We start from the raw sequence: 21,018 nt of genomic DNA, 5'->3' as shown, positions 1-21,018 counted from the left end.
TCTCCTGATAATTTATTGCTTAACATGATTATTTTATCGATTTTTGGATAAAAGAGAGGCCATAATCCATTGGGGACAAATCAAAATAATCGGCAACACTTTGTCCAATATCGGCAAATGTTTTCCTGTGACCGAAAGATCCTACAGGCATACTATCACCATAAACTAAAACTGGAATATGTTCACGGGTATGATCAGTTCCGGACCAAGTTGGATCGCAACCATGATCTGCACTAATTATTAGCAAGTCACCAGGTTCAATTAACTCTAGCATTTCAGGGAGCCTGCTATCAAAATATTCTAAAGCTGCTGCATATCCTGCTACGTCACGTCGGTGACCATATGAGGAATCAAAATCAACAAAATTAGTAAATACAATAGTGTTATCTTTAGCTTGTTTAATTTCTTGTAGTGAAGCATTGAAAAGGGCTTCAATGCCTGTAGCTTTAACTTTTTTGGTAATACCAACTTGGGCATAAATATCGGCTATTTTGCCGATAGAAACTACATTACCTTGTTTTTCGTCAACTAATTTCTTCATCATTGTTGGCGCGGGAGGTTCTACAGCTAGGTCATGACGATTACCAGTACGCACAAATTCCCCTGGTTTATTACCTATAAAGGGTCTAGCGATCACTCGCCCTATGTTGTAATTACCTTTGTTTAGTTCATCACGCGCAATTTCACAAACCTCATAAAGTCTATCTAAACCAAAGGTTTCTTCATGGCAAGCTATTTGAAACACCGAGTCAGCAGAGGTATAGAAAATAGGTTTACCTGTTGCCATATGTTGTTCACCTAATTCGTCAAGAATAACAGTTCCTGATGAATGGCAATTTCCAAGGTAACCAGGTAGTTTTGCGCGCGCCACAATCTTGTCTAACAGTTCTTGAGGAAAGCTATTAGTTATGTTAGTAAAATAACCCCAGTCAAATAATACTGGTACACCAGCAATTTCCCAATGACCTGATGGAGTATCTTTTCCTGACGATATTTCGCTTGCATAGCCATAGGCACCAACGATTTTGCCTTCGGTTATCATACCTTGTGGATAGTGACCAGTGGATTCATAGGCCGCTTCAAGTAGGCCTAATCTAGCTAAATTAGGTAACTTTAATGGCCCTTTGCGTCCGTTATCAGCATTACCTAACGCACAAGCTTCTGCAATATGACCTAATGTGTTAGAACCTTCATCACCAAATTTTTGGGCATCTTCTGCTCCACCAATTCCAAAGGAATCGAGGATCATAATAAAAACTCTTTTCATAACTTTCTCTTTATTTTAAATAAATTAATGCTAAACAATTATCAGGAATAAAATCCTTCTAATAATGTGAACTAACACGTATTTGTCAATTTTTTATTTTAACAGGTATTATAAGTAATTTTACCATTGCTTGCTTTAGATTTATTAGGATAGAACTTTTAATAACTAGTAAATTACTAGTGATTTATAATACATCATAAATAAAAACAAAAAAGATTTACATGTGCTTTAGCTTAGTAATTGCTTAATATAAATGTTTTAACAATTATGGTTGTGTCAATTTTACTAAAGATTGATATAAAAAATTTGCTTTGGTATTGCCAATAATTCTCAACTTAAAATCTAAAATAACTAGATTATAAATATTGTCACTAATAACTAAAAAATTACTAAATTGCTAAGGAACAGATACCCATTCTAACTGAAAGTAATAATTCAACTATCTTGGTCTGCAAACAATGTAGTTACTGAATGGCAACTTTTGACTAATTGGTAAAATATTATTCATCATTATGATAAAATACCCCATAAAATGTAATATATATTTAAAGTTTGTCGAGTTATTGTTTTTATTAATTAAACTATTTAAAGAACATGTCGGTTAAGTTATTTCTTAATGAAATTTAAATATATTTTTGGCTATACAACGAAAGGTCGTTATTAATGAAATCAAAAATTCCTAATACTTTTGGGCTTAATGTTTTTGCAGAGCAGGTGATTACAGTTACTAGCGTTGAGCAGCTGAAAGAAGTATGGAAAAATTTATCCCCAAATCAACCAGTCATGATTATCGGTGAAGGTAGTAATACATTATTTACTTGTGATTTTGCTGGAACGATTATTGTTAATCGAATCAAAGGGGTAGCAATTACAGAAACCGATGACCAATGGTGTCTGCAAGTAGGCGCAGGTGAAATTTGGCATGAACTCGTTGCGCAAACAATAAGCCAAAATATTCCCGGCTTGGAAAATTTAGCTTTAATACCGGGTTGTGCTGGTTCAGCACCGATTCAAAATATTGGTGCGTATGGAGTTGAATTCCAAAAAGTGGCTGACTATGTGGAATTGTTAGAACTGGCAACTGGTAAAATTATTACTGTCACTGATGGGCATTATGGTTACCGTGAAAGTATATTTAAACAAAGCTATGCTCAAGGATATGCAGTCATTTATGTCGGTATTAAACTTCCTAAACATTGGCAACCAGTATTAACTTACGGTGAATTAAGAAACTTTGAACCAGAAACGGTAACTGCCAAAATGATTTTCGATAAGGTGTGTGAAATTCGACGTAGCAAATTGCCCGATCCTAAAGTATTAGGCAATGGTGGTAGCTTTTTCAAAAATCCGGTAGTAGATAAAAAAATTGCTGATCAATTACTTGAAAAATATCCAACTATGCCTATATACCCTCAGGCGAATAATCAAGTTAAGTTAGCTGCTGGTTGGTTAATTGATCAATGTGGTTTAAAAGGCTACCAAATTGGTGGCGCAGCAGTACATCAACAGCAAGCCTTAGTGTTAGTCAATAAACATAATGCAACAGCCCAAGATGTGGTGGCTTTAGCGCGTTATATTCGCAATACAGTATTGCAAAAATTTTCAGTTAATTTGTCACCAGAAATCCGTTTTATTGGTAGCACTGGTGAAATCAATGTGAGCGATTATTTATAATTCAACGATGAAACACTCTTATTCATTTCCTATTTTATTAGCGAGTTTGTTATTTGTAACTATCTCGCTATCAGCATTGAATACGCAAGTGCCGCTGTGGCTGGTTCATAGTCAGTTTCCCGTGTGGCAAATTGGTTTAATCGGTTCCAGTTATTTTGTTGGTAATTTGGTTGGTACCATTGTGGCTAATTGGTTTATCAACAAATTTAATGCCCGGCATACCTATAGCTGCAGCTGCATTATTTTTGCTATTGCCACTATTGGATTAAGTTTTTCCATGGACTTTTATAGTTGGGCGATTTGGCGATTTTTTATTGGAATTGCTTGTGCGGTGACATGGGTGGTCATTGAAAGTTGTATTTTAGTCACTGGAACAGTAAGGACTCGAGGTAAAATGTTAGCCGTTTATATGACCACTTACTATTTAGGCACTGTTTTTGGGCAAGCACTTTTACAATATTTCCCACAAGATGTACTTTATTTTGGCTTAGTGGTTTTAGTATTAATGGGACTGGCAATTTTATTTATTTTACTGACTCATTATAAATTACCTAAAAGAAAGCAAAGTAGTTTCAATATTATACCAATGATCTTATATAAACCTTCCCGATTGGGTTTAATTGGTTGTGTTATTGCCGGAATGTTGATTGGTTCACTCTATTCGTTAATGCCAGCGTATTATTCGCATTTGGGGTATAATGACAGTCAAGTGGCCAACTGGATGATTTTATTGATTTTATCTGGCGTAATTGTGCAGATTCCCGCCAGTTGGTGTGCAGATAAATACGGTAGGCGTATTGTTTTATTAATTGAATCGTTATTAGTGGTGGTTGCCTGTGTCATGTTAGTATGCAGTTGGTTTGAAGTGTTGGCAATTATTTTGTTAGGCTCAACCATATATACTATTTATCCAATTTCTATGGCTTGGGCCTGCTCCAGCGTTAGGAAACAAGATATAGTTGCTATGAATCAAGCCATGTTACTTACAAATACTTTAGGTAGTTTAATCGCCCCGGCAATTATTGCTTTGGTAATGGATAAATTGAATAATGCTTATTTATTTGTAAGTTTTGCTATAATCTCATTTTATTTTGTTATTTTATTAATCAAAAAGCGAGAACCTGATGCGCAATAAGCAAAATCCACTCAAATTAATTGAGATCTTAGCCGATGGTCAATTCCATTCCGGAGAAGAATTGGCTGCATTATTTGGTATCACTCGTGCCGGTATTAACAAATATATTAAAATACTGCGTGAATGGGGGCTAGTATTATCTTCAGTACAAGGCAAAGGTTATTGTTTAGCATCTAAATTAGATCTACTTAACAAAACTAAAATTGAGCAACATTACCATTCTAAAAATCGACTCGAAATATTACCAGTTATTGATTCAACTAATCAGTATTTGCTAGATAAAATTGATTCACTCCAATCTGGTGACTGCTGTGTTGCCGAATTTCAGTCTAAAGCTCGAGGTAGGCGAGGTCGACAATGGTTTTCACCATTTGGTAGTAATCTTTACTTTTCAATGTATTGGCGATTAGAACATGGCATTGCTGCCGCGATGGGACTTAGTTTGGTGGTAGGTATTGTTATTGCCGATGTGCTACGTCAATTATCTGGCCAAGATATTAAAGTAAAATGGCCCAATGATCTGTATTTGCATGATCAGAAGTTAGCTGGGATTTTGGTCGAAATAGCTGGTAAAACTGGGGATTGTGCGCATGTAGTTATTGGTATAGGTGTTAATTTAATGATGACTCACCCAGATACTAATATTGTTAATCAAAAATGGGCTAATTTAGGTGCAGTTGATCGTAATTTGTTAGTGGCTAGCGTTGCACAAACTTTAACCGCAAAATTAGCCGAATTTGAACAACAAGGTTTAGCTGCGTTTATTAATGATTGGCAACGATTAGATAATTTTGTTAATCGTCCGGTCAAATTATTGATAGGTGACAAAATTATTCGCGGTATTGCCAAAGGTATTAATCAACAAGGTGCATTATTGTTAGAACAAGAAGGCGAAATTAATGCCTATATTGGTGGCGAAATATCGTTAAGAAGTGATGAGTAATCTCGATTAGAACCAACCCTCTTAAGATTGAGAGGGTTGGTATTTAGCTAAACTATTTTCTAAATCTCAACACCCGTAAGGCATTTGCCGTTACGATTGCAGTAGTACCTGAATCCGCTAAAACAGCTAACCAAAGCCCAGTAATGCCTAGTAAACTGGTTACTAGAAAAATCAGTTTGATGCCTAAGGCAATAGTTATATTTTGCTTAATATTGCGATTAGCAAAACGGGTTAAACGAATCAATTTAGGCAAGCTCAATAAGCTGTTTTTTGTCAATGCCGCATCGGCAGTTTCAAGTGCCACATCGCTACCGCTCCCCATAGCGATACCGACAGTCGCGGCTTTTAATGCCGGTGAGTCATTAATACCATCACCCACCATAGCAATAGGTGTTACCGCGTTAATTTTTTCGATTTCCAACAATTTATCGGCAGGTAATAATTCGGCACGATAATCAATGTCTAATGTGTTGGCTATAGCTTCAGCTGCACGCTGATTGTCACCGGTTAACATGACAGTTTGTAACCCAAGGTGATGCAGATCTTTAATTGCTGGAATAGCGTCACTGCGCAACACATCTTGTAATGCAATAATACCAAGTAATTGTTGTTCGGTTACCACAACTACTACAGTTTTTCCTGCGCTTTCAAGTTCATGAATACTTTGTAAGTCATTATCTGCAATTGGTGAGGAAACATTAGTAACTTTATTGGGTGATACAATATAAAACGTTTGTTGTTCAATATCACCTTGAATACCGACGCCAGCGATCGCCTTACGATTATTAGCCTCAACAAAATCAATCTGGTTTTGCTGGGCGTAATCAATTATTGCTTTAGCTAGTGGATGATGTGAACCACTTTCAATCGCAGCGACAATTGCTAATAATTGTTCTTTGGTTATTTCATGTTGGATAATGTCAGTGACTTGGGGTTTACCCGCAGTTAGAGTCCCAGTTTTATCGAAGGCGATCATTTTGATCGCACCTATACGTTCTAAAGCTGCTCCACCTTTGATTAAGACTCCTTGTTTGGCTGCGCTCGATAGTGCCGAAGTAACAACTGCAGGGGTAGAAATAACTAACGCACAAGGACAACCAATTAATAATAATGTTAAGCCACGATAAAACCAAGTGTACCAATCTGCATGCATTAATAACGGCGGGATAACAATGACAAATAAAGCAAATATTGCAATGGATGGTGTATAATAACGACTAAATTTATCAATAAATCTTTCGATTGGCGCTTTACGTTCTTCAGCATCTTCGATCAGCTGTAAAATCCGATCAACAGCATTTTGACCAGCTTCTGAGATGGCCTTAAATTGAATTGTGGTATCAACAACTAGTGAACCGGCTAGGATCTTATCACCACAAATATAATTGACCGGAATTGATTCACCGGTAAGTGCGCTTTCATCAATACTAGCTTGTTCGCTAATTAAAATAACATCGGCAGGCAATCTGCCACCAGATGAAATTTCAATAATATCACCAGCTTTTAAAGTATGACTAGCAACAGTATGTCTTTTGCCATCGATAATTATCACGGTTTCATCAGGCATTAATTCAACCAGTGATGATATACCTGTTTTAGCTTTACTGGTGGCAATGCCTTCTAACATTTCACCAATCATAAACAGGAATATTACCATGGTTGCTTCTTCTGCCGCGCCAATAAATAAGGCGCCAATTGCTGAAATACTCATTAAAGTTTCAATAGCGAATGGCGTGCCACTGCGTGTTAGCATAATGGCTTCTTTAACAATTGGTACTAATCCTATAATAGCGGTAATAATGAATGCATATTCACCAATATTTTGGTTAATTAATAAAATTATATAACTAATAACAATTAGTCCCCCCAATACTGTAATTGGTATTAGGGCCTTTTTATCAAAGCCATGAGAATGTTCATGTTGATGACTATGTTGGGATGACAATTCTAAGATTGGTTTGTAACCGAGCTCAGTTACTTTATCTTCAATTAATTTAATAGTTTCTTGATCTTTATGAGGAACAAATACAATTAGTTTTTCGGTAGCAAAAGTGATTTTTATTTGGTTTACATTAGGTAAAGTTTTAAGTGCGTTTTCGATTTTCTGAGCACAATGTGCACAGTCCATACCCTGAATTTTCCAAGTTAATTTTTGATTTTCCGTGCTCCGGTCAGGGTCATCAGGTGGGTCGTCAAATTCGTTGGTTTGGGTTGTAGTATGTGTATCACTGCCACAATTAGTTGTGGTTACTTGAGCACAACAGGTTTCATGGGGTGAATGTTCATGATTGTGGGCAATATTTTGACAATTACTGTGGCAATGGTCGTGATGGTCATGCTTATGTTGCATGGATTTGTTATTATATAACATAACGTTACCTCGTTTTGTTGATGATTTTGATTGTACTCCATAATAGCCAAAATGAAATCATTTTTTATCAATTCAGATAAATTTTGAATTATTTGTATTATAAAAATTTCTATTAGTGCTTATCAAAAATAATCTAAAGATAACACATATTGTTAAATCCTATTTTGTCAGCACCATACTTCTATTTTGATTTTAAGTATATAATTACCAATACTTAGCTAATTGAGATTTTATATGTCAACTATTTCATTCATTCGTAGAGGAAGAGGAGTAATTTTTACCGCTTTTCTTTTTACTACTTTTATTATTGGCATTACTGGCGCATTACAATCACCAACATTAAGTCAGTTTTTGTCTTTTGAAGTCCATGCTGAAGCAACTTTCGTAGGTATTTTTTATTCAGTAAATGCTGCTGCATGTATTATTGGTAGTTATTTATTAGCCAAATATTCCGACAAAAAAGGTGATCGCAGAAAGATTGTTATACTTTGTTGTTTAATGGGTATAGCCAATAGTATTGTATTCGCATTTTCACGCCAATATTTTGTGTTAATTACTTTTGGTGTTTTTTTTGCTGCACTTTCTTCGGCAGCTATGCCCCAAATGTTTGCTCTTGCCCGAGAATATGCGGTTAAAACTGGCCGTAATGTAGTAACATTTAATTCTTTAATCCGTGCACAAATGTCTCTGGCTTGGGTTATTGGACCTCCTTTATCTTTTGCCTTAGCGATAAATTATGGTTTCACCACGATGTATCTTACTGCTATGACCATGTTTATAGTAGCGATGCTAAGTGTAGCTATATTTTTACCTTCAGTGGAAAAGAACCCTACTAAAGCATTAAATAATTCTGCTGATACAGCAGTTATTAATCAGCCAATTTTTAAAAATAAAAATGTTGTTTGCCTTTTACTGGCTACTATTTTTATGTGGACTGCCAACATGATGTACTTAATTGATATGCCGCTTTATGTTTATTCAGTATTGCACCTTTCCAGTTCATTACCGGGTGAATTAATGGGTTTAGCAGCAGGGATCGAAATACCAGCCATGTTAATTGCCGGTTATTTAGTACCTTATTTGGGTAAACGTAATCTATTTTTTATTGCAGTGGTTTGTGGAATACTATTTTATATAGGTATGATTATATTTACTGATGAATTGGCATTATTTGTAATACAGATCTTTAATGCACTATTTATTGGTATTGTAGCCAATATTGGTATTATTTATTTTCAAGACTTATTACCTACCAGAATGGGTGTGGCTTCAACACTGTTCAATAATGGCATAATTTGTAGCATTATTTTAGCCGGAATGTTGCAAGGTGTTCTTTCTGAAAACTTTGGACATGAAATTATTTATTGGATTGCCTTAGTGATGGTAACCATCTCCTTGCTATTTTGCGCGTTAGTGAAAGAAGGCAAGAATTAGTTGGTTGAATATTGTATTTCGTCTTCCTGTATTAGGAAGACGAAACAATCATTAGTTATGTTCAAACTGTTGTTGTAATTGTTGGTAGAAACAATAATCTGTTCTTTCGTAGCTAATTGGTGTGATAGCTATATAACCACTATTAGCTGCATCCAGTTCTTTTTCTTCATCAAATACTTGTTGATTACGTTTAGCTCTGAACCAAAAATAATCATCGCCTTCCGGATCTTTGGTAGCGGCAACAATAAAATTACTTACGTCAGCCGCTCCTTGTTTGGTTATTTTGGTACCTTTTACTTGTTTAGCACTACAAGCAGGGAAGTTAATATTGAAAATTATATTTTTGGGCGTTGTTAATGCCAATAACTGTCGAATGATAGTTTCGGCATGTTGAATGCTGGAGTCCCATTCTGTTGGTTTATTGTCTTCAGAGGAAAGTTGGCTTAATGCCATTGCCGGTATACCAAGGGTCATTGCCATCATCGCGGCACCCACAGTCCCGGATAAAATAGTTTCAAAACCGACATTAGATCCATTATTAATCCCAGAAAGAACTAAATCAGGCAAGCAATCCTTCATTAAATATTTTAAAGCAAATAAAGAACAATCAGCTGGTGTACCATACACCGCATATTCTGTAGGCGAACGTTTAGCCACCCGAAAGGGTGCTTTTAGACTAACTGCACAAGAAACCCCACTTTGATCTAGAGCTGGGGCAACAATCCACACTTCATTGGCAAGTCTTTCGGCAATATTTTTTAATATAATGATACCTGGAGCATCAATACCATCGTCATTGACTAACAATATGCGATTTACTAATTTTTTAGACATATAAATTCCTTATTCGGTAAAAGTATTACATTGATTAATATTGCCACTATCAAATCCACGTTTAAACCAAGTATAACGTTGTTTAGATGTACCATGGGTAAAACTGTCAGGAATAACATAGCCGTTACTTTGGCGTTGTAAGCGATCATCACCAATTGCCTCAGCAGTATTTAATGCTTGCTCTATATCGCCGACTTCAAGAATATTTTGTTTTTGCATGGCATTACCCCACATTCCCGCATAACAATCGGCCTGTAATTCTAGTTTAACTGACAGTTGATTATTGGTTAGATCAGATTGATTGTGTTTTAATTGTTCGACTTTAGTGAAAGTACCTAACAGGTTTTGAACATGATGACCAACCTCGTGGGCGATAACATAACCTTGAGCAAAATCACCCCCGCCACCAAGTTGTTGCTTCATTTCCTGATAAAATGCCAGATCAAGATAGACAGTTTTATCAACATTGCAATAAAACGGACCCATATAGGCTTGCCCGGTACCACATGATGTCGTTGTCGATCCTGTATATAACACTAATTTAGGAGCAACATATTGTTTGCCTAAACGTTGAAATTCTTGGTTCCAATAATCCTCAGTGCTAGCAAGGATCACCGAGGTAAATTTGACCGCATCTGAATCATCTTTAGTAGTAGCTTGTTGGATACTTCTATCTGTATCGATTGAATTAGCATCGATTAAGCCCGTTAAATCAACGCCATAATAACCTGCGACTAATACTACAATAAATAAAACAATTCTGCCTTTGCCACTTAAGGGGATTCGGGGGCCTAATTCACTGCCTGATTGGAAACGGCGATCTTCAATGTTATCACTTTCTCTCTGGTCTCTCCAACGCATAGGATTTACCTCATCAGTTTTAGTTTAGCTATTCTAATGGATAATAAATAAGGATTCTAGGTTAAGTTATAATCAATGAATAACTTAATAAAATTGTTAACATTTAACCATCGATGATCTAAACATAAACTAAATTAGTTTGGGTTAACTATTTTGTTATATTTTACAATGCAGACTTATTTTGCTAGAATTCCGACCGAATTTTTAATAGTAGTTTTTGTCGTAACTAGTTTAACAGTTAACGTCAATATATCAGTCTTTACGTTTTAGTCCTCAAATTTTTATCTTTACCTGATTTTGCTCCACTGTTACTTAACTAAGTAGCATTTTTATGTGCTTGTTGAAGAATAGTTTTTATCTATAAGAAGTAAAAATAAATCAATAAAAACATGGTGTTGTATTATTGTGTTTTCGTGTTTATAGGAAATTAGGTGGTATATTATGAGAAAAACAACCAAGACCAGAATTAAGCCATTAAATATTAATGATATTACAATAATTGATGACAGCAAATTGAAAAAAGCGATAACCGCTGCTGCATTGGGTAATGCCATGGAATGGTTTGATTTTGGGGTATATGGTTTTCTAGCTTATATTTTAGGACAGGTATTTTTTTCAGGGGCGTCACCTAGTGTGCAGATGGTAGCAGCTCTAGCAACATTTTCGGTGCCGTTTTTATTCCGTCCTTTAGGTGGTGTAGTTTTCGGTATTTTAGGGGATAAATTTGGTCGCCAAAAAGTACTTTCAATTACTATTATCATTATGTCGTTAAGTACTTTCTGTATTGGCCTAATTCCATCATATGCCACCATTGGCATTGCCGCACCGATTCTATTATTGCTTGCTAAATTAGCTCAAGGTTTTTCTATTGGTGGTGAATATTCTGGTGCGGCAATCTTTGTAGCTGAATATTCGCCCGACCGTAAACGTGGCTTTATGGGCAGTTGGTTGGATTTCGGCTCTATCGCTGGATTTTTAATTGGCGCTGGTTTAGTGGTACTATTATCAAGTTTGCTTGGGGAAGATGCTTTTCATGCTTGGGGCTGGCGTATTCCTTTCTTTTTCGCTTTGCCATTAGGATTAATTGGTTTGTATTTACGCCACGCATTAGAGGAAACTCCAGCTTTTCAACAACAAAATGACTTAAAAGATAAAAATGCGCATGAACAAAATGGTAATTCACCAAAAACCACTTTAAAACAGATTATTACTAAATACTGGCATAGCTTTTTTGTGTGTGTTGGCTTAGTCATTGTTACTAATGTTACTTATTATATGTTGCTCACTTACATGCCGAGTTATTTATCGCATAATTTAAATTATAATCCTGATCATGGAGTATTAATTATTATCGCTATCATGATTGGCATGTTATTTGTACAACCAATGATAGGATTAATCAGTGATAAAATCGGCCGCAAACCGTTTATTATCGGTGGTAGTATTGGTTTATTGATTCTGGCTTATCCGGCATTTGTAATGATAAATAGTGATATAATTGTATTTATCTTTTTAGGGTTACTCATTCTAGCGGTGTTACTTAACTGTTTTACCGGGGTGATGGCATCAATTTTGCCAGCTATCTTTCCGGTTAGTATCCGTTATAGCGCCCTAGCAATTGCATTTAATGTATCGGTATTAATAGCAGGGGCAACCCCAACTGTTGCTGCTTGGTTGGTTGAGGCAAGTAACAATTTATATATGCCAGCCTATTACCTAATGATAGTCGCTTTAGTTGGATTAATAACCGGTTTAAAAATGAAAGAAACCGCTAATAAACCATTACGTGGCGCAACACCAGCGGCAGCGGACCGCTCAGAGGCTAAAGAAATTTTATCTGAACATTTTGATTCAATAGAGCAAAAAGTTGAAGATATTGAACAACAAATCGAAACATTACAAGAACAACGACAACAATTAGTTGATCAACATCCTAAATTAAATTGATTAATTGTAATGTTGTAAAAATGTTTCAGGAGTGCTATGCGTTTAAGTATAAAGTTTGATTAAACAATTTATAAAATTGACTAAAATGAACTGAAGGTAGTGAAGAGTAGATCTTTTTAGTGTAAGCAGCCGACCTTAAGGTCGGCTCAGTGAAATGTTATTTAATTGCTTTAGCTACAATTTCTTGAGCTTCGTGTTGTAACTGGGTTAAATGGTCGTTACTAATAAAACTTTCGGCATAAATTTTGTAAGCATCTTCAGTACCAGAAGGACGAGCCGCAAACCAACCATTTTTAGTAATAACCTTTAAGCCACCAATAGGGGCATTATTTGCAGGTGCCTTGGTTAAACTCTGGATGATTTTTTCACCACCAAGTTGATCAGTCGTTAATTGACTGGCATCAAGTTTGGCTAGCTTTTGTTTTTCAGTAAAAGTTGCATTTGCTTGTAGTCTGCCATAATAAGAAACACCAAATTTCGCTTCAAGTTCTTGGTATTGTTCTTGCGGATTTTTATCCAATTTAGCAGTCATTTCCGCAGCAAGTAGGCATAAAATAATACCATCTTTATCGGTCGCCCATACTTTGCCATTAGTTCTTAAAAATGATGCTCCAGCACTCTCTTCACCAGCGAAGCCGAGTGTGCCATTGAATAAACCATCGGCATACCATTTAAAACCGACAGGAAATTCTAAATATTTTTTATTTAGACTATTAGCAACTCGATCGATCATAGAACTAGTCACTAAAGTTTTACCTATAGCAATGTCTTTATGCCATTGTGGACGGTTTTGGAACAAGTAATTAACACAAGCTGATAAGTAAGCATTTGGATTCATTAAACCTTTAGGCGTAACAATGCCATGACGGTCAAAATCAGTATCATTACCAAAAGCTAAATCGAATTTGTCTTTTAATTTTAATAAACCGGCCATAGCCCAACGACTGGAACAATCCATGCGAATTACATTATCATGATCGAGGTGCATAAAACTAAATGTTGGATCAATTTTATTATTAACAATATCAAGTTTAATGCCATATTTATTAGCAATACGAGGCCAATAAGTGATACCAGCACCACCTAATGGGTCGACACCAATTTTAAGCGCCGAATCTTTAATTAACTTAAGATCCAGAATATTTTCCAGATCATTAACATAATCTGTTTCATATTCGCGAGTATGGATGTAATCGGATTTAAGTGCTTGGTCTAAGGTAACGCGTTTAATACCATCTAAGTTATGTTTAAGTAATTCATTGGCCCGATTTTCAATTTGTTTGGTAATATCCGTATCAGCCGGACCACCATTAGTTGGGTTGTATTTAATACCACCATCTTCAGGTGGATTATGGGAAGGAGTAATAACAATACCGTCGGCAAGTTGTGATTGTTTGCCTTCATTGTAAGTTAAAATTGCATGTGAAATAACTGGTGTTGGGGTATAGCCCCAATCACGAGCCATAACGATGGTTTGTTGATTAGCAACAAAAACCTCAAGCACAGTTTTAAGTGCAAGTTCAGACAGAGCATGGGTATCTTGACCAATAAAGCAAGGGCCAGAGATGTTATTAGCTTTACGATATTCAGCTACTGCTTGTGCAATAGCTAGAATATGTGATTCGTTAAAAGTCCCTTTGTTGGAACTACCACGATGACCTGATGTGCCGAATATAACTAATTGGCTAGCATTATCAGTATCTGGTTTGATTTGATAATAGTTATTTTGTAATGACCCAATATTGATCAGATCAGAGGGTTCTGCTAATAACCCGGCTCTGCTGTGCTTTGCCATTTTTTACTCCTCTTTCATAAAATTCTTTTTTTATAATAGACTGATGCTTTAATTATTTTATATGCATATCGTCTAGGTATATTTATTTGTTTGTTGGTGAAAACTCACTAATAACTTGAGCTATCATATTTTCCGATATTCCCATATCGCTCATAATAGATTCAATAATATACACTTTGCGTGCGGTATTAGTATTACTAATTACCCAATATGGGGTACCAATGATTTCTCGAGGTTTAGTATTTTTACCCGATAATTCTAAAGATTCTCTGTCCTTAGCTAGATATTGCCTTTTACTTCCATGTAAAGAAGTGGCAGCAATAGAAAATAGCCCTGGATTATAATTATATAAAGTACTAAGTAACAATATAAAGCGGTTAATGACTGATTTTTCAGTAGTAAAAGCATCACTAGCTAATAAATTGGTAAAAATCGAATAATGATTTTGTGGGTGGAGGGTTTCAGTTGGTTTGTTAGGTAAGAGACCATTAATATTTAACAAACGCCGTAAAATACTAGAAGCATCTTCCCCAATATGTTTGGTTTGGCCTGCTATAAATTGATAGAGTTCTTCGTCGATTTCGATAGTTTTCATTCTGTTATTTATACCTATTAAATTATATTACTTTACGGGACAGCCTAGTACTGCAATTTTATTTAATGAATGTGAATTATTAATAGCACGATCATTCATACAATCATCATTAGGTTGTTCAACGTTTTTTATATCTTCCGTTTTAGGTGTTGGATTCGCATCTGGGCATGCAATTAGCTCAGGCTCATTATGATGACAGGCAGTTATCATAACTGATAATACTAATAGAAAAAATAACCGTTTCATATATATATTGTGTGGTGAATAAACTATTAAACTGAGTATAACTCAACATTACTCAAAATTGTATTAGCAATTGATAAAATAATGAAAATACTATTGTCGTTATAGCAAAAGGATATTATGCTTAACAGCATATAGTGATCTTGAGCACAATTTAGATATATGAGGAATAAAATATGAAAAAAGTCGTCACCTTAGCTGTATTAGTTGCATTGCTTTCCGGATGTAGCAACAGTGATATATATTCTGGCGATGTTTATACTACCGATCAGGCTAAACAAGTTCAACAAGTTAGTTATGGAACAATTGTATCTGTTAGACCAGTAAAAATTCAAGCTAACGCTACTGATGGTAAAAATAACAATGTAATCGGTTCACTAGGTGGTGCGGCACTTGGTGGTGTTTTGGGTAATACTATTGGTAATGGTACCGGTAGAGTGTTGGCGATAGCAACAGGTGCTATTGGTGGTGCTGTGGTCGGTAGCGCAATTGAAGATAAAGCCAGCCAAGCTAATGCGGTTGAGTTAGAAATTAATCGTGAAGAGGGCGGCAATATTGTAATTATCCAAAAAGGTTCTACTAAAGATTTTTATGCCGGGCAAAATGTACGCTTGGTAACTAATGGTAAGCAAATTAGTGTTTCTCCACGTTATAATAAAGAAAACAAAAAATAGTTATTAAATTTTAATTTTATTTAAATTGTAAATATAATTAACTTTCGCTTGCTATAATTGTAAGCGAAAGTTTAGTTTTTATTATGCTGATTAACTTAGAATTCATATGGTTAATCAATAATAAATTTTGCGCAGTTATCTCTTCTGCTCACATCTTAATTCATTCCTCCTCGGAACCACAGCATGCGGATCCTTGTTTTTAAGCTAGTTAAATTATAAACTTAATACAAATAATTTATTAATTACAATAGGAACAACCAAGCAATGCGCATATTACATACTATGATTCGCGTCGGTGATTTAACTCGCTCAATTGATTTTTATACACGGGTAATGGGAATGCGAGTTTTAAGAACGAGTGAAAATACTGAATACCAATATTCTTTAGCCTTTGTTGGCTATGGTGATGAAACCACAAGTTCTGTAATCGAATTAACTTATAATTGGGGTACTAATAATTATGAACATGGTAATGCGTTTGGGCATATCGCTATTGGTGTTGATAATGTTGCGGAAATGTGTGAAAACGTCAAGCAGGCAGGAGGGAAAGTTACGCGTGAAGCAGGGCCTGTTAAAGGTGGTTCTACCATTATTGCCTTTGTTGAAGATCCTGATGGTTATAAAATTGAACTAATCCAAAACGATCAAGCGGATAAAGCGTTAGGTAATTAAAAGACTCTGATTTGATAAAAATCTCGCTGAGATTAGTAGTGAGATTTTTATATCAAATTTACTGAATTTTAGATTAATAAATAATAAACCAAGATTGTTATTTATTAATCTGCAATAGTTGGTTAATTAATTGTTTATGAATGATAGCTTGTTTAGGCTGTTCTAAGCTGGCCGTGGCGATAATTGCATTCAAAGCGGATATTGAACTGGCAAAATCATCATTAATAATTACATAATCATATTCATTATAATGTGAAATTTCTGCCTGAGCTTTTAACATTCTTTTTTTTATCACATCAGCATTATCTTGTCCCCTTTTTATCAGGCGATTTTCCAGCTCATCTAGGGAAGGGGGTAAGATGAAGATACTTTTGGCTAATGGCATTTTAGCTCTTACTTGCTCGGCACCTTGCCAATCAATATCTAAAAATACATTAATACCTTGAGCTAAACTCTGTTCTATTTCAGATTTGGAGGTGCCGTAGTAGTGATCAAAGACGTTAGCATATTCTACAAATGCTTGTTTACTGATCAATGATTCAAATTGTTGGTGATCGACAAAATAATAATGCTCACCTTGCTGTTCTCCTGGTCTCGGATCTCGCGTGGTATGGGAAATTGAAACTTTAGCTGGGTGATGATCTTTCTGTTGTAAATAAGCTCGAATTAAGCTTGATTTACCAGCCCCACTTGGAGCAGAAATAATAAATAGCGTTCCAGTATACATAGCTAGTGTGTCACTCTTTATTTAAATAGTTATTTTGATTATTAATATAATATTAGCCAACCATTATATCAAAAAATGACGACAGATTGCGCATTCTGTTTTATGCAATATAATTATTCGATTAATATACTTTTTAATAATATATACTGAAACATATTCCTGACCTGAAACATTTTTACATGATGGATTATCTTCAAATTCAATATCAAGGATTCGCAAGTTATTAAATATAAAAAGGGGATTATAGTTGAAGCAGAATAGTAATGAATTAACCTTTAAAGAAGGTGTGCAAGCTTGTATACCAACTTTATTAGGTTATATTGGTATTGGCATAGCTGCCGGTGCGGTTGGTAAAGCCTCTAATCTGTCCGTTATTGAAGTGACTTTATTGGCTGTGATTATTTATGCTGGTGCAGCTCAATTTATTGTGACAGGGTTGATGATTATAGCTACACCAATTTCCGCTGTCATATTTACCGTTTTTTTAGTTAATTCCCGGCATTTTTTAATGAGTATGGCTACGGCTCCTGCTTTTCGACGCTTCTCTTTATTTAACAATATTGGTATTGGTAGTTTATTAACCGATGAGACTTTTGCTGTGGCGATGAGTGCGATTGCCAATAAAGTTCCCGTAAACCCGGCATGGATGCATGGACTAAATCTAACGGCTTATATTACTTGGATTCTTGCCTGTTTAGTTGGTGCTTTAATCGGTGAATGGTTGCCAAATCCAGCACTGTTTGGTTTAGATTATGCTTTAGTTGCTATGTTTATTGGTTTACTTTATTTGCAATTAAGCGGTGATAAAAGCAAAAGCATCAAGAATCGAATCATTGCAATGTTAACTGTGACTATAATGTTGGTATTACTTATGCGCTTGGTCTCATCTGAAATGGCAATTTTAATTAGTACTTTTGCGGGGTGCTTTATGGGTGTTGCTATGGAGCGAAAAGCATGACAACTTATAGCTTATTAATTATTCTGGGTTCAGGATTAGTCACTTGGTTACCAAGAGTCATTCCGTTTATATTAGTGCACAAGTTGCAATTACCGGATATTGTGATTCGCTTTTTATCCTACGTACCTATTTGTATTTTAACTGCCTTATTTGTACAAAATCTGTTTGTTGTTAAACCAGATGAATTTCCTGACTTCAATGTAGAGTATTGTTTAGCTGCTATTCCAACTATTATTGTGGCAGTTTTAACCAAAAATTTGATGTGGATTGTGATTTCAGGAATGGCTTTTATGGCAATGATTCGTTATTTTTTAATCTAATCTAGAGGTTTTATTAAAGTGAAACAGGGCAAATCGCCCTGTTTATTAATCTTTTTGCTTTGATTCAATTTTATCGATCGTAACCAGAAGTTTTTCTGCTTCGGCGGTTTGACCTAGTTGTTTAAGATAATTAGCCATCGCTTTTTGATAAGCAAGATTATTAAGAATAACTTTAGGTTGTGATCTCCACCATTTTATTAATGCTAGAGGATCCTCATCTGTCGATAATTGTTTGATTCGTCCAATATAAGCAGCTTGTTTAAATTGCTCCAATTGTGATTCACTATAGGCTTTTGCTTTATACATGCTTGGCATTAAATCAATCACTGCTTGATAATCACCCATTTCATAGTAGATTTGATCGGCAAGCCTTAGCACTTCTGGATTGCGAGGTTTTTCATTTAACAGGTTCTCAATTACTACTTTTGCTGCATCATATTCATGATTTTTTATTTGTAAACGAATTTGCACTAATTGGAAGGCAAATTTTTCTTTAGGTTGGCAAGTTTTAGCCGCTTGTTCAAGAGATTGATTTGCAGGAATTAATTGGTCATTATCAATTTGGGCTTGCGCAGCAAGTAGATAAGATAAGGTTATATTATTAGCACCTTTAGCACTTTTCATAAATAATTTACTAGCTTGTTGGTAGTCACCTTCAAGTAATGAAAATTGGGCTTGTTCAATACGCTTGATAGCTTTACGTGGTGATTTTGAACGTAACCAATTACCTAGTGCAGTTTTAGAATTAAAAATCTTTTTAAACAACCAATAAATAATATAAAGGCAAAGTAATCCGAATGTCAGCAATATAACAAAAGAATTAAATGACATGCTGATTCTATAATTAGCAACCACAAATATAGCTGAACCTTGATGGCCTTGTAGTAAAGGACCTAGGAAAAAGCCACCTACAAGCACTAAGAAAATAATTAATATTCTAAACATTATTATTCTCCTATTTGGTCAACACTGAACGTACGCGGGTTTGCATTAACTTTTCTAACTCACCAAGACTAGCCAAATTATCAGGAACAGATTGATTACTTATGGATTGACTTTGTAAGTTTTCAAGATCATTGATTAATGCTTTGACATTGGGTGCATCGCCATCAAAATAAGCATTAATCCAAATCGAGGCATCATTTAATGCCTGTTGGTATATAAGATCTTGATGTCTAGGCACGGCTTGAGCAGCAATTAATAAACGGAAGCGAATATTTTCGCGTAAATAAAGTGATTGTTCGAGTGTCAATGGTGTTTTTAAAATTTGACAGTGAACAATTTGTTTTTCATCATTACCAGCTTTAGATAAACAAGTCGCAAAATTACTTTCGCTTTCATCAAGTTTTTCGATACTAACAAATTTTTGCATAAATGATTCAGCATTCGTTAATAAGTTACTAGACCAATCAGAAATCGACGATGTTATTCCCGTATTATTATCGGTTTGGTCAGTTGTAACCTCAGTATTGGTTTGTTCAGCATCAGTAGTAGGATTCGGTAGGTCATCATTATATTGAGTCATGCCAAGATCAACTTCTTTATAATTTCCGACCAATGGTAATTCAGTTAAAGATTCCGACAAACCTAATAACTTCATAATAATACCATCAGTATCAATAAAGCTAACTTGTGATAAAGAGCCAATATCTTTATTTATTGCTTGCCTAGCTGGTAATAAACTAGGATCGTTAGCTTGAGCTAAACTTTCATCAGCATTTTTAAGTAGTAAGCGAGCAGTAGTATAATCCTGATCATTCCAAATTTTCCTACCGGCCAAGTGCACCAAGTAGTTAGCTTGTGAAATCAACCAAACATTATTGTCGGTAGTGGACATAGCAGCTAACCGTTCGTTAATATTATGCAAACTTTGTTCATTTAATTTTGATAAGTCATTTACTTGATTAGTAAGTTGTTGTTGAATTTTTTGTTGTTCATTAAGCTGGCGATCTACTTGTTGTTCTAGTGATGAAAATTGTTGGTTTTGCTTATTTACTGCATCAGTAATGCTATTTTGTAAATCGTTAACAATACTCTGTTTAGTTGTTTGTTTTAAGTTTACGATTTCAGTTTGCAGGATAGAAATGGTCTTCTTTTGATTTTTAAATTGTTGATGACCATGATAAAAAATAAATCCACCTAAGCAAACAGTTAATGCGATAGCAACAATAGATAATTTTGAAATCGGTGCTTTGTTGCGGTTATTATTAACCGATGGCGTAATGGCTTTTTGTTTCGGCTCAGTACTAGCTGGTATAGTTACCGGATCTTGTTTATTCTCTTTCATTGTATTTTTCGCTTCATTCTTGGTATCTAATGTTGAAGGTTGACTAAATGAAGTGGTACTTATTGTCGAAAGTGTTGCGTTGGCACCATAATATCGGGATGGCATAACTTACCTCATTTAGAATCTTTAAAAAATAATAACGGCATTATGACATATACTTATCATTGTTTTAAATAAAATTTAATGTTTATATTAGCAACTAATAATGGTTACTTGTATATTTTGGTCTGTTTTATGTTAGTAAATGTTGCCAGATTATTAGGTATTTCAATTTAATAATT

Annotated in this window: 19 protein-coding genes; 9 read left to right on the top strand and 10 right to left on the bottom strand. The window is 35.1% G+C overall.

All coding sequences use genetic code 11. From position 1 onward, the window contains the following. Nucleotides 1-28 precede the first annotated feature (28 nt). Nucleotides 29-1,267, bottom strand: a complete 1,239-nt coding sequence (locus A9G12_RS07665; RefSeq protein ID WP_065565260.1) for a phosphopentomutase — start codon at nt 1,265-1,267, stop codon at nt 29-31. A gap of 663 nt (nt 1,268-1,930) precedes the next feature. On the opposite strand from A9G12_RS07665, the gene murB reads away from it, so the two are divergent. From murB to birA, 3 genes are read left to right on the top strand one after another with little or no spacing between them, the layout of a single operon-like run. Further along, entirely contained in the window at nt 1,931-2,941 is a 1,011-nt protein-coding gene (gene murB, locus A9G12_RS07660; RefSeq protein WP_065565259.1) for a UDP-N-acetylmuramate dehydrogenase, read from the top strand. A 7-nt stretch (nt 2,942-2,948) separates the two neighbouring features. Continuing rightward, entirely contained in the window at nt 2,949-4,076 is a 1,128-nt protein-coding gene (locus A9G12_RS07655) for an MFS transporter (protein ID WP_065565258.1), read from the top strand. Next, nucleotides 4,066-5,019 carry a bifunctional biotin--[acetyl-CoA-carboxylase] ligase/biotin operon repressor BirA gene (gene birA / locus A9G12_RS07650; protein WP_065565257.1) on the top strand — a complete coding sequence of 318 codons (954 nt, stop codon included), beginning with the start codon at nt 4,066-4,068 and terminating at the stop codon, nt 5,017-5,019. The genes A9G12_RS07655 and birA overlap by 11 nt, the downstream gene beginning before the upstream one ends. Before the next feature lie 52 nt (nt 5,020-5,071). Here the strand turns inward: birA and A9G12_RS07645 are convergent, their stop codons facing one another. Beyond that, a complete protein-coding gene (locus A9G12_RS07645) occupies nt 5,072-7,390 on the bottom strand; it encodes a zinc/cadmium/mercury/lead-transporting ATPase (protein ID WP_065565256.1) in 2,319 nt (772 codons plus the stop codon). A 234-nt stretch (nt 7,391-7,624) separates the two neighbouring features. On the opposite strand from A9G12_RS07645, the gene A9G12_RS07640 reads away from it, so the two are divergent. Next, complete coding sequence (locus A9G12_RS07640; RefSeq protein ID WP_065565255.1) at nt 7,625-8,824, top strand: sugar efflux transporter; 1,200 nt, start codon at nt 7,625-7,627, stop codon at nt 8,822-8,824. Between the two features lie 51 nt (nt 8,825-8,875). Here the strand turns inward: A9G12_RS07640 and surE are convergent, their stop codons facing one another. Together surE and ypfJ are read right to left on the bottom strand one after the other, a co-directional pair. After that, entirely contained in the window at nt 8,876-9,658 is a 783-nt protein-coding gene (gene surE, locus A9G12_RS07635; RefSeq protein WP_065565254.1) for a 5'/3'-nucleotidase SurE, read from the bottom strand. Nucleotides 9,659-9,667: 9 nt separating this feature from the next. After that, a complete protein-coding gene (gene ypfJ, locus A9G12_RS07630) occupies nt 9,668-10,519 on the bottom strand; it encodes a KPN_02809 family neutral zinc metallopeptidase (protein WP_065565253.1) in 852 nt (283 codons plus the stop codon). A gap of 441 nt (nt 10,520-10,960) precedes the next feature. Between ypfJ and proP the strand changes: the two genes are divergently transcribed. Further along, nucleotides 10,961-12,466, top strand: coding sequence for a glycine betaine/L-proline transporter ProP (gene proP, locus A9G12_RS07625; RefSeq protein WP_065565252.1), 1,506 nt, complete (start codon nt 10,961-10,963; stop codon nt 12,464-12,466). 157 nt (nt 12,467-12,623) lie between these two features. Here the strand turns inward: proP and pgm are convergent, their stop codons facing one another. The 3 genes from pgm to A9G12_RS07610 form a co-directional block, all read right to left on the bottom strand. Then, entirely contained in the window at nt 12,624-14,261 is a 1,638-nt protein-coding gene (gene pgm, locus A9G12_RS07620) for a phosphoglucomutase (alpha-D-glucose-1,6-bisphosphate-dependent) (protein ID WP_065565251.1), read from the bottom strand. A gap of 82 nt (nt 14,262-14,343) precedes the next feature. Next, nucleotides 14,344-14,856, bottom strand: a complete 513-nt coding sequence (locus A9G12_RS07615) for a hypothetical protein (protein WP_065565250.1) — start codon at nt 14,854-14,856, stop codon at nt 14,344-14,346. Nucleotides 14,857-14,883: 27 nt separating this feature from the next. Further along, a complete protein-coding gene (locus A9G12_RS07610; protein WP_176701752.1) occupies nt 14,884-15,066 on the bottom strand; it encodes a hypothetical protein in 183 nt (60 codons plus the stop codon). 209 nt (nt 15,067-15,275) lie between these two features. Here A9G12_RS07610 and A9G12_RS07605 point away from each other — a divergent pair, with 209 nt between their 5' ends. Then, nucleotides 15,276-15,773 (top strand): glycine zipper 2TM domain-containing protein, encoded by a 498-nt coding sequence (locus A9G12_RS07605; RefSeq protein WP_065565248.1) that lies wholly within the window; start codon nt 15,276-15,278, stop codon nt 15,771-15,773. Between the two features lie 264 nt (nt 15,774-16,037). Continuing rightward, complete coding sequence (gene gloA, locus A9G12_RS07600; protein ID WP_065565247.1) at nt 16,038-16,445, top strand: lactoylglutathione lyase; 408 nt, start codon at nt 16,038-16,040, stop codon at nt 16,443-16,445. Nucleotides 16,446-16,542: 97 nt separating this feature from the next. On the opposite strand, the gene gmk is transcribed toward gloA, so the two are convergent. Then, nucleotides 16,543-17,172, bottom strand: coding sequence for a guanylate kinase (gmk, locus tag A9G12_RS07595; RefSeq protein WP_065565246.1), 630 nt, complete (start codon nt 17,170-17,172; stop codon nt 16,543-16,545). A gap of 247 nt (nt 17,173-17,419) precedes the next feature. Here gmk and A9G12_RS07590 point away from each other — a divergent pair, with 247 nt between their 5' ends. Both A9G12_RS07590 and A9G12_RS07585 read left to right on the top strand, forming a co-directional pair. Beyond that, on the top strand, nt 17,420-18,130 hold the full coding sequence (locus A9G12_RS07590; RefSeq protein ID WP_065565245.1) for an AzlC family ABC transporter permease: 711 nt from the start codon (nt 17,420-17,422) through the stop codon (nt 18,128-18,130). Beyond that, nucleotides 18,127-18,450: an AzlD domain-containing protein gene (locus A9G12_RS07585; protein ID WP_065565244.1), complete on the top strand. Its 324-nt coding sequence runs from the start codon at nt 18,127-18,129 to the stop codon at nt 18,448-18,450. Before A9G12_RS07590 ends, A9G12_RS07585 begins: the two co-directional genes overlap by 4 nt. Nucleotides 18,451-18,495: 45 nt before the next feature. Here A9G12_RS07585 and A9G12_RS07580 read toward each other — a convergent pair whose 3' ends face one another. Both A9G12_RS07580 and A9G12_RS07575 read right to left on the bottom strand, forming a co-directional pair. Then, nucleotides 18,496-19,395 carry a heme biosynthesis HemY N-terminal domain-containing protein gene (locus tag A9G12_RS07580; RefSeq protein ID WP_065565243.1) on the bottom strand — a complete coding sequence of 300 codons (900 nt, stop codon included), beginning with the start codon at nt 19,393-19,395 and terminating at the stop codon, nt 18,496-18,498. 10 nt (nt 19,396-19,405) lie between these two features. Next, nucleotides 19,406-20,842, bottom strand: a complete 1,437-nt coding sequence (locus A9G12_RS07575) for a uroporphyrinogen-III C-methyltransferase (RefSeq protein ID WP_065565242.1) — start codon at nt 20,840-20,842, stop codon at nt 19,406-19,408. Between the last annotated feature and the right edge of the window lie 176 nt (nt 20,843-21,018).

The organism is Gilliamella sp. wkB112 (genome assembly GCF_001690685.1).
Lineage (GTDB): Bacteria > Pseudomonadota > Gammaproteobacteria > Enterobacterales > Orbaceae > Gilliamella > Gilliamella apicola_J.
This window is presented reverse-complemented; position numbering and strand designations above follow the sequence as displayed.

Bases quoted from the DNA above. Each gene is read 5' to 3' on its own strand.
- A9G12_RS07610 (WP_176701752.1), bottom strand. From the start codon at position 15,066: ATGATAACTGCCTGTCATCATAATGAGCCTGAGCTAATTGCATGCCCA.
- pgm (WP_065565251.1), bottom strand. From the start codon at position 14,261: ATGGCAAAGCACAGCAGAGCCGGGTTATTAGCAGAACCCTCTGATCTG.
- proP (WP_065565252.1), top strand. From the start codon at position 10,961: ATGAGAAAAACAACCAAGACCAGAATTAAGCCATTAAATATTAATGAT.
- A9G12_RS07580 (WP_065565243.1), bottom strand. From the start codon at position 19,395: ATGTTTAGAATATTAATTATTTTCTTAGTGCTTGTAGGTGGCTTTTTC.
- gloA (WP_065565247.1), top strand. From the start codon at position 16,038: ATGCGCATATTACATACTATGATTCGCGTCGGTGATTTAACTCGCTCA.
- ypfJ (WP_065565253.1), bottom strand. From the start codon at position 10,519: ATGCGTTGGAGAGACCAGAGAGAAAGTGATAACATTGAAGATCGCCGT.
- gmk (WP_065565246.1), bottom strand. From the start codon at position 17,172: ATGTATACTGGAACGCTATTTATTATTTCTGCTCCAAGTGGGGCTGGT.
- A9G12_RS07640 (WP_065565255.1), top strand. From the start codon at position 7,625: ATGTCAACTATTTCATTCATTCGTAGAGGAAGAGGAGTAATTTTTACC.
- A9G12_RS07605 (WP_065565248.1), top strand. From the start codon at position 15,276: ATGAAAAAAGTCGTCACCTTAGCTGTATTAGTTGCATTGCTTTCCGGA.
- A9G12_RS07655 (WP_065565258.1), top strand. From the start codon at position 2,949: ATGAAACACTCTTATTCATTTCCTATTTTATTAGCGAGTTTGTTATTT.
- A9G12_RS07575 (WP_065565242.1), bottom strand. From the start codon at position 20,842: ATGCCATCCCGATATTATGGTGCCAACGCAACACTTTCGACAATAAGT.
- murB (WP_065565259.1), top strand. From the start codon at position 1,931: ATGAAATCAAAAATTCCTAATACTTTTGGGCTTAATGTTTTTGCAGAG.
- A9G12_RS07645 (WP_065565256.1), bottom strand. From the start codon at position 7,390: ATGTTATATAATAACAAATCCATGCAACATAAGCATGACCATCACGAC.
- A9G12_RS07665 (WP_065565260.1), bottom strand. From the start codon at position 1,267: ATGAAAAGAGTTTTTATTATGATCCTCGATTCCTTTGGAATTGGTGGA.
- A9G12_RS07585 (WP_065565244.1), top strand. From the start codon at position 18,127: ATGACAACTTATAGCTTATTAATTATTCTGGGTTCAGGATTAGTCACT.
- A9G12_RS07615 (WP_065565250.1), bottom strand. From the start codon at position 14,856: ATGAAAACTATCGAAATCGACGAAGAACTCTATCAATTTATAGCAGGC.
- birA (WP_065565257.1), top strand. From the start codon at position 4,066: ATGCGCAATAAGCAAAATCCACTCAAATTAATTGAGATCTTAGCCGAT.
- surE (WP_065565254.1), bottom strand. From the start codon at position 9,658: ATGTCTAAAAAATTAGTAAATCGCATATTGTTAGTCAATGACGATGGT.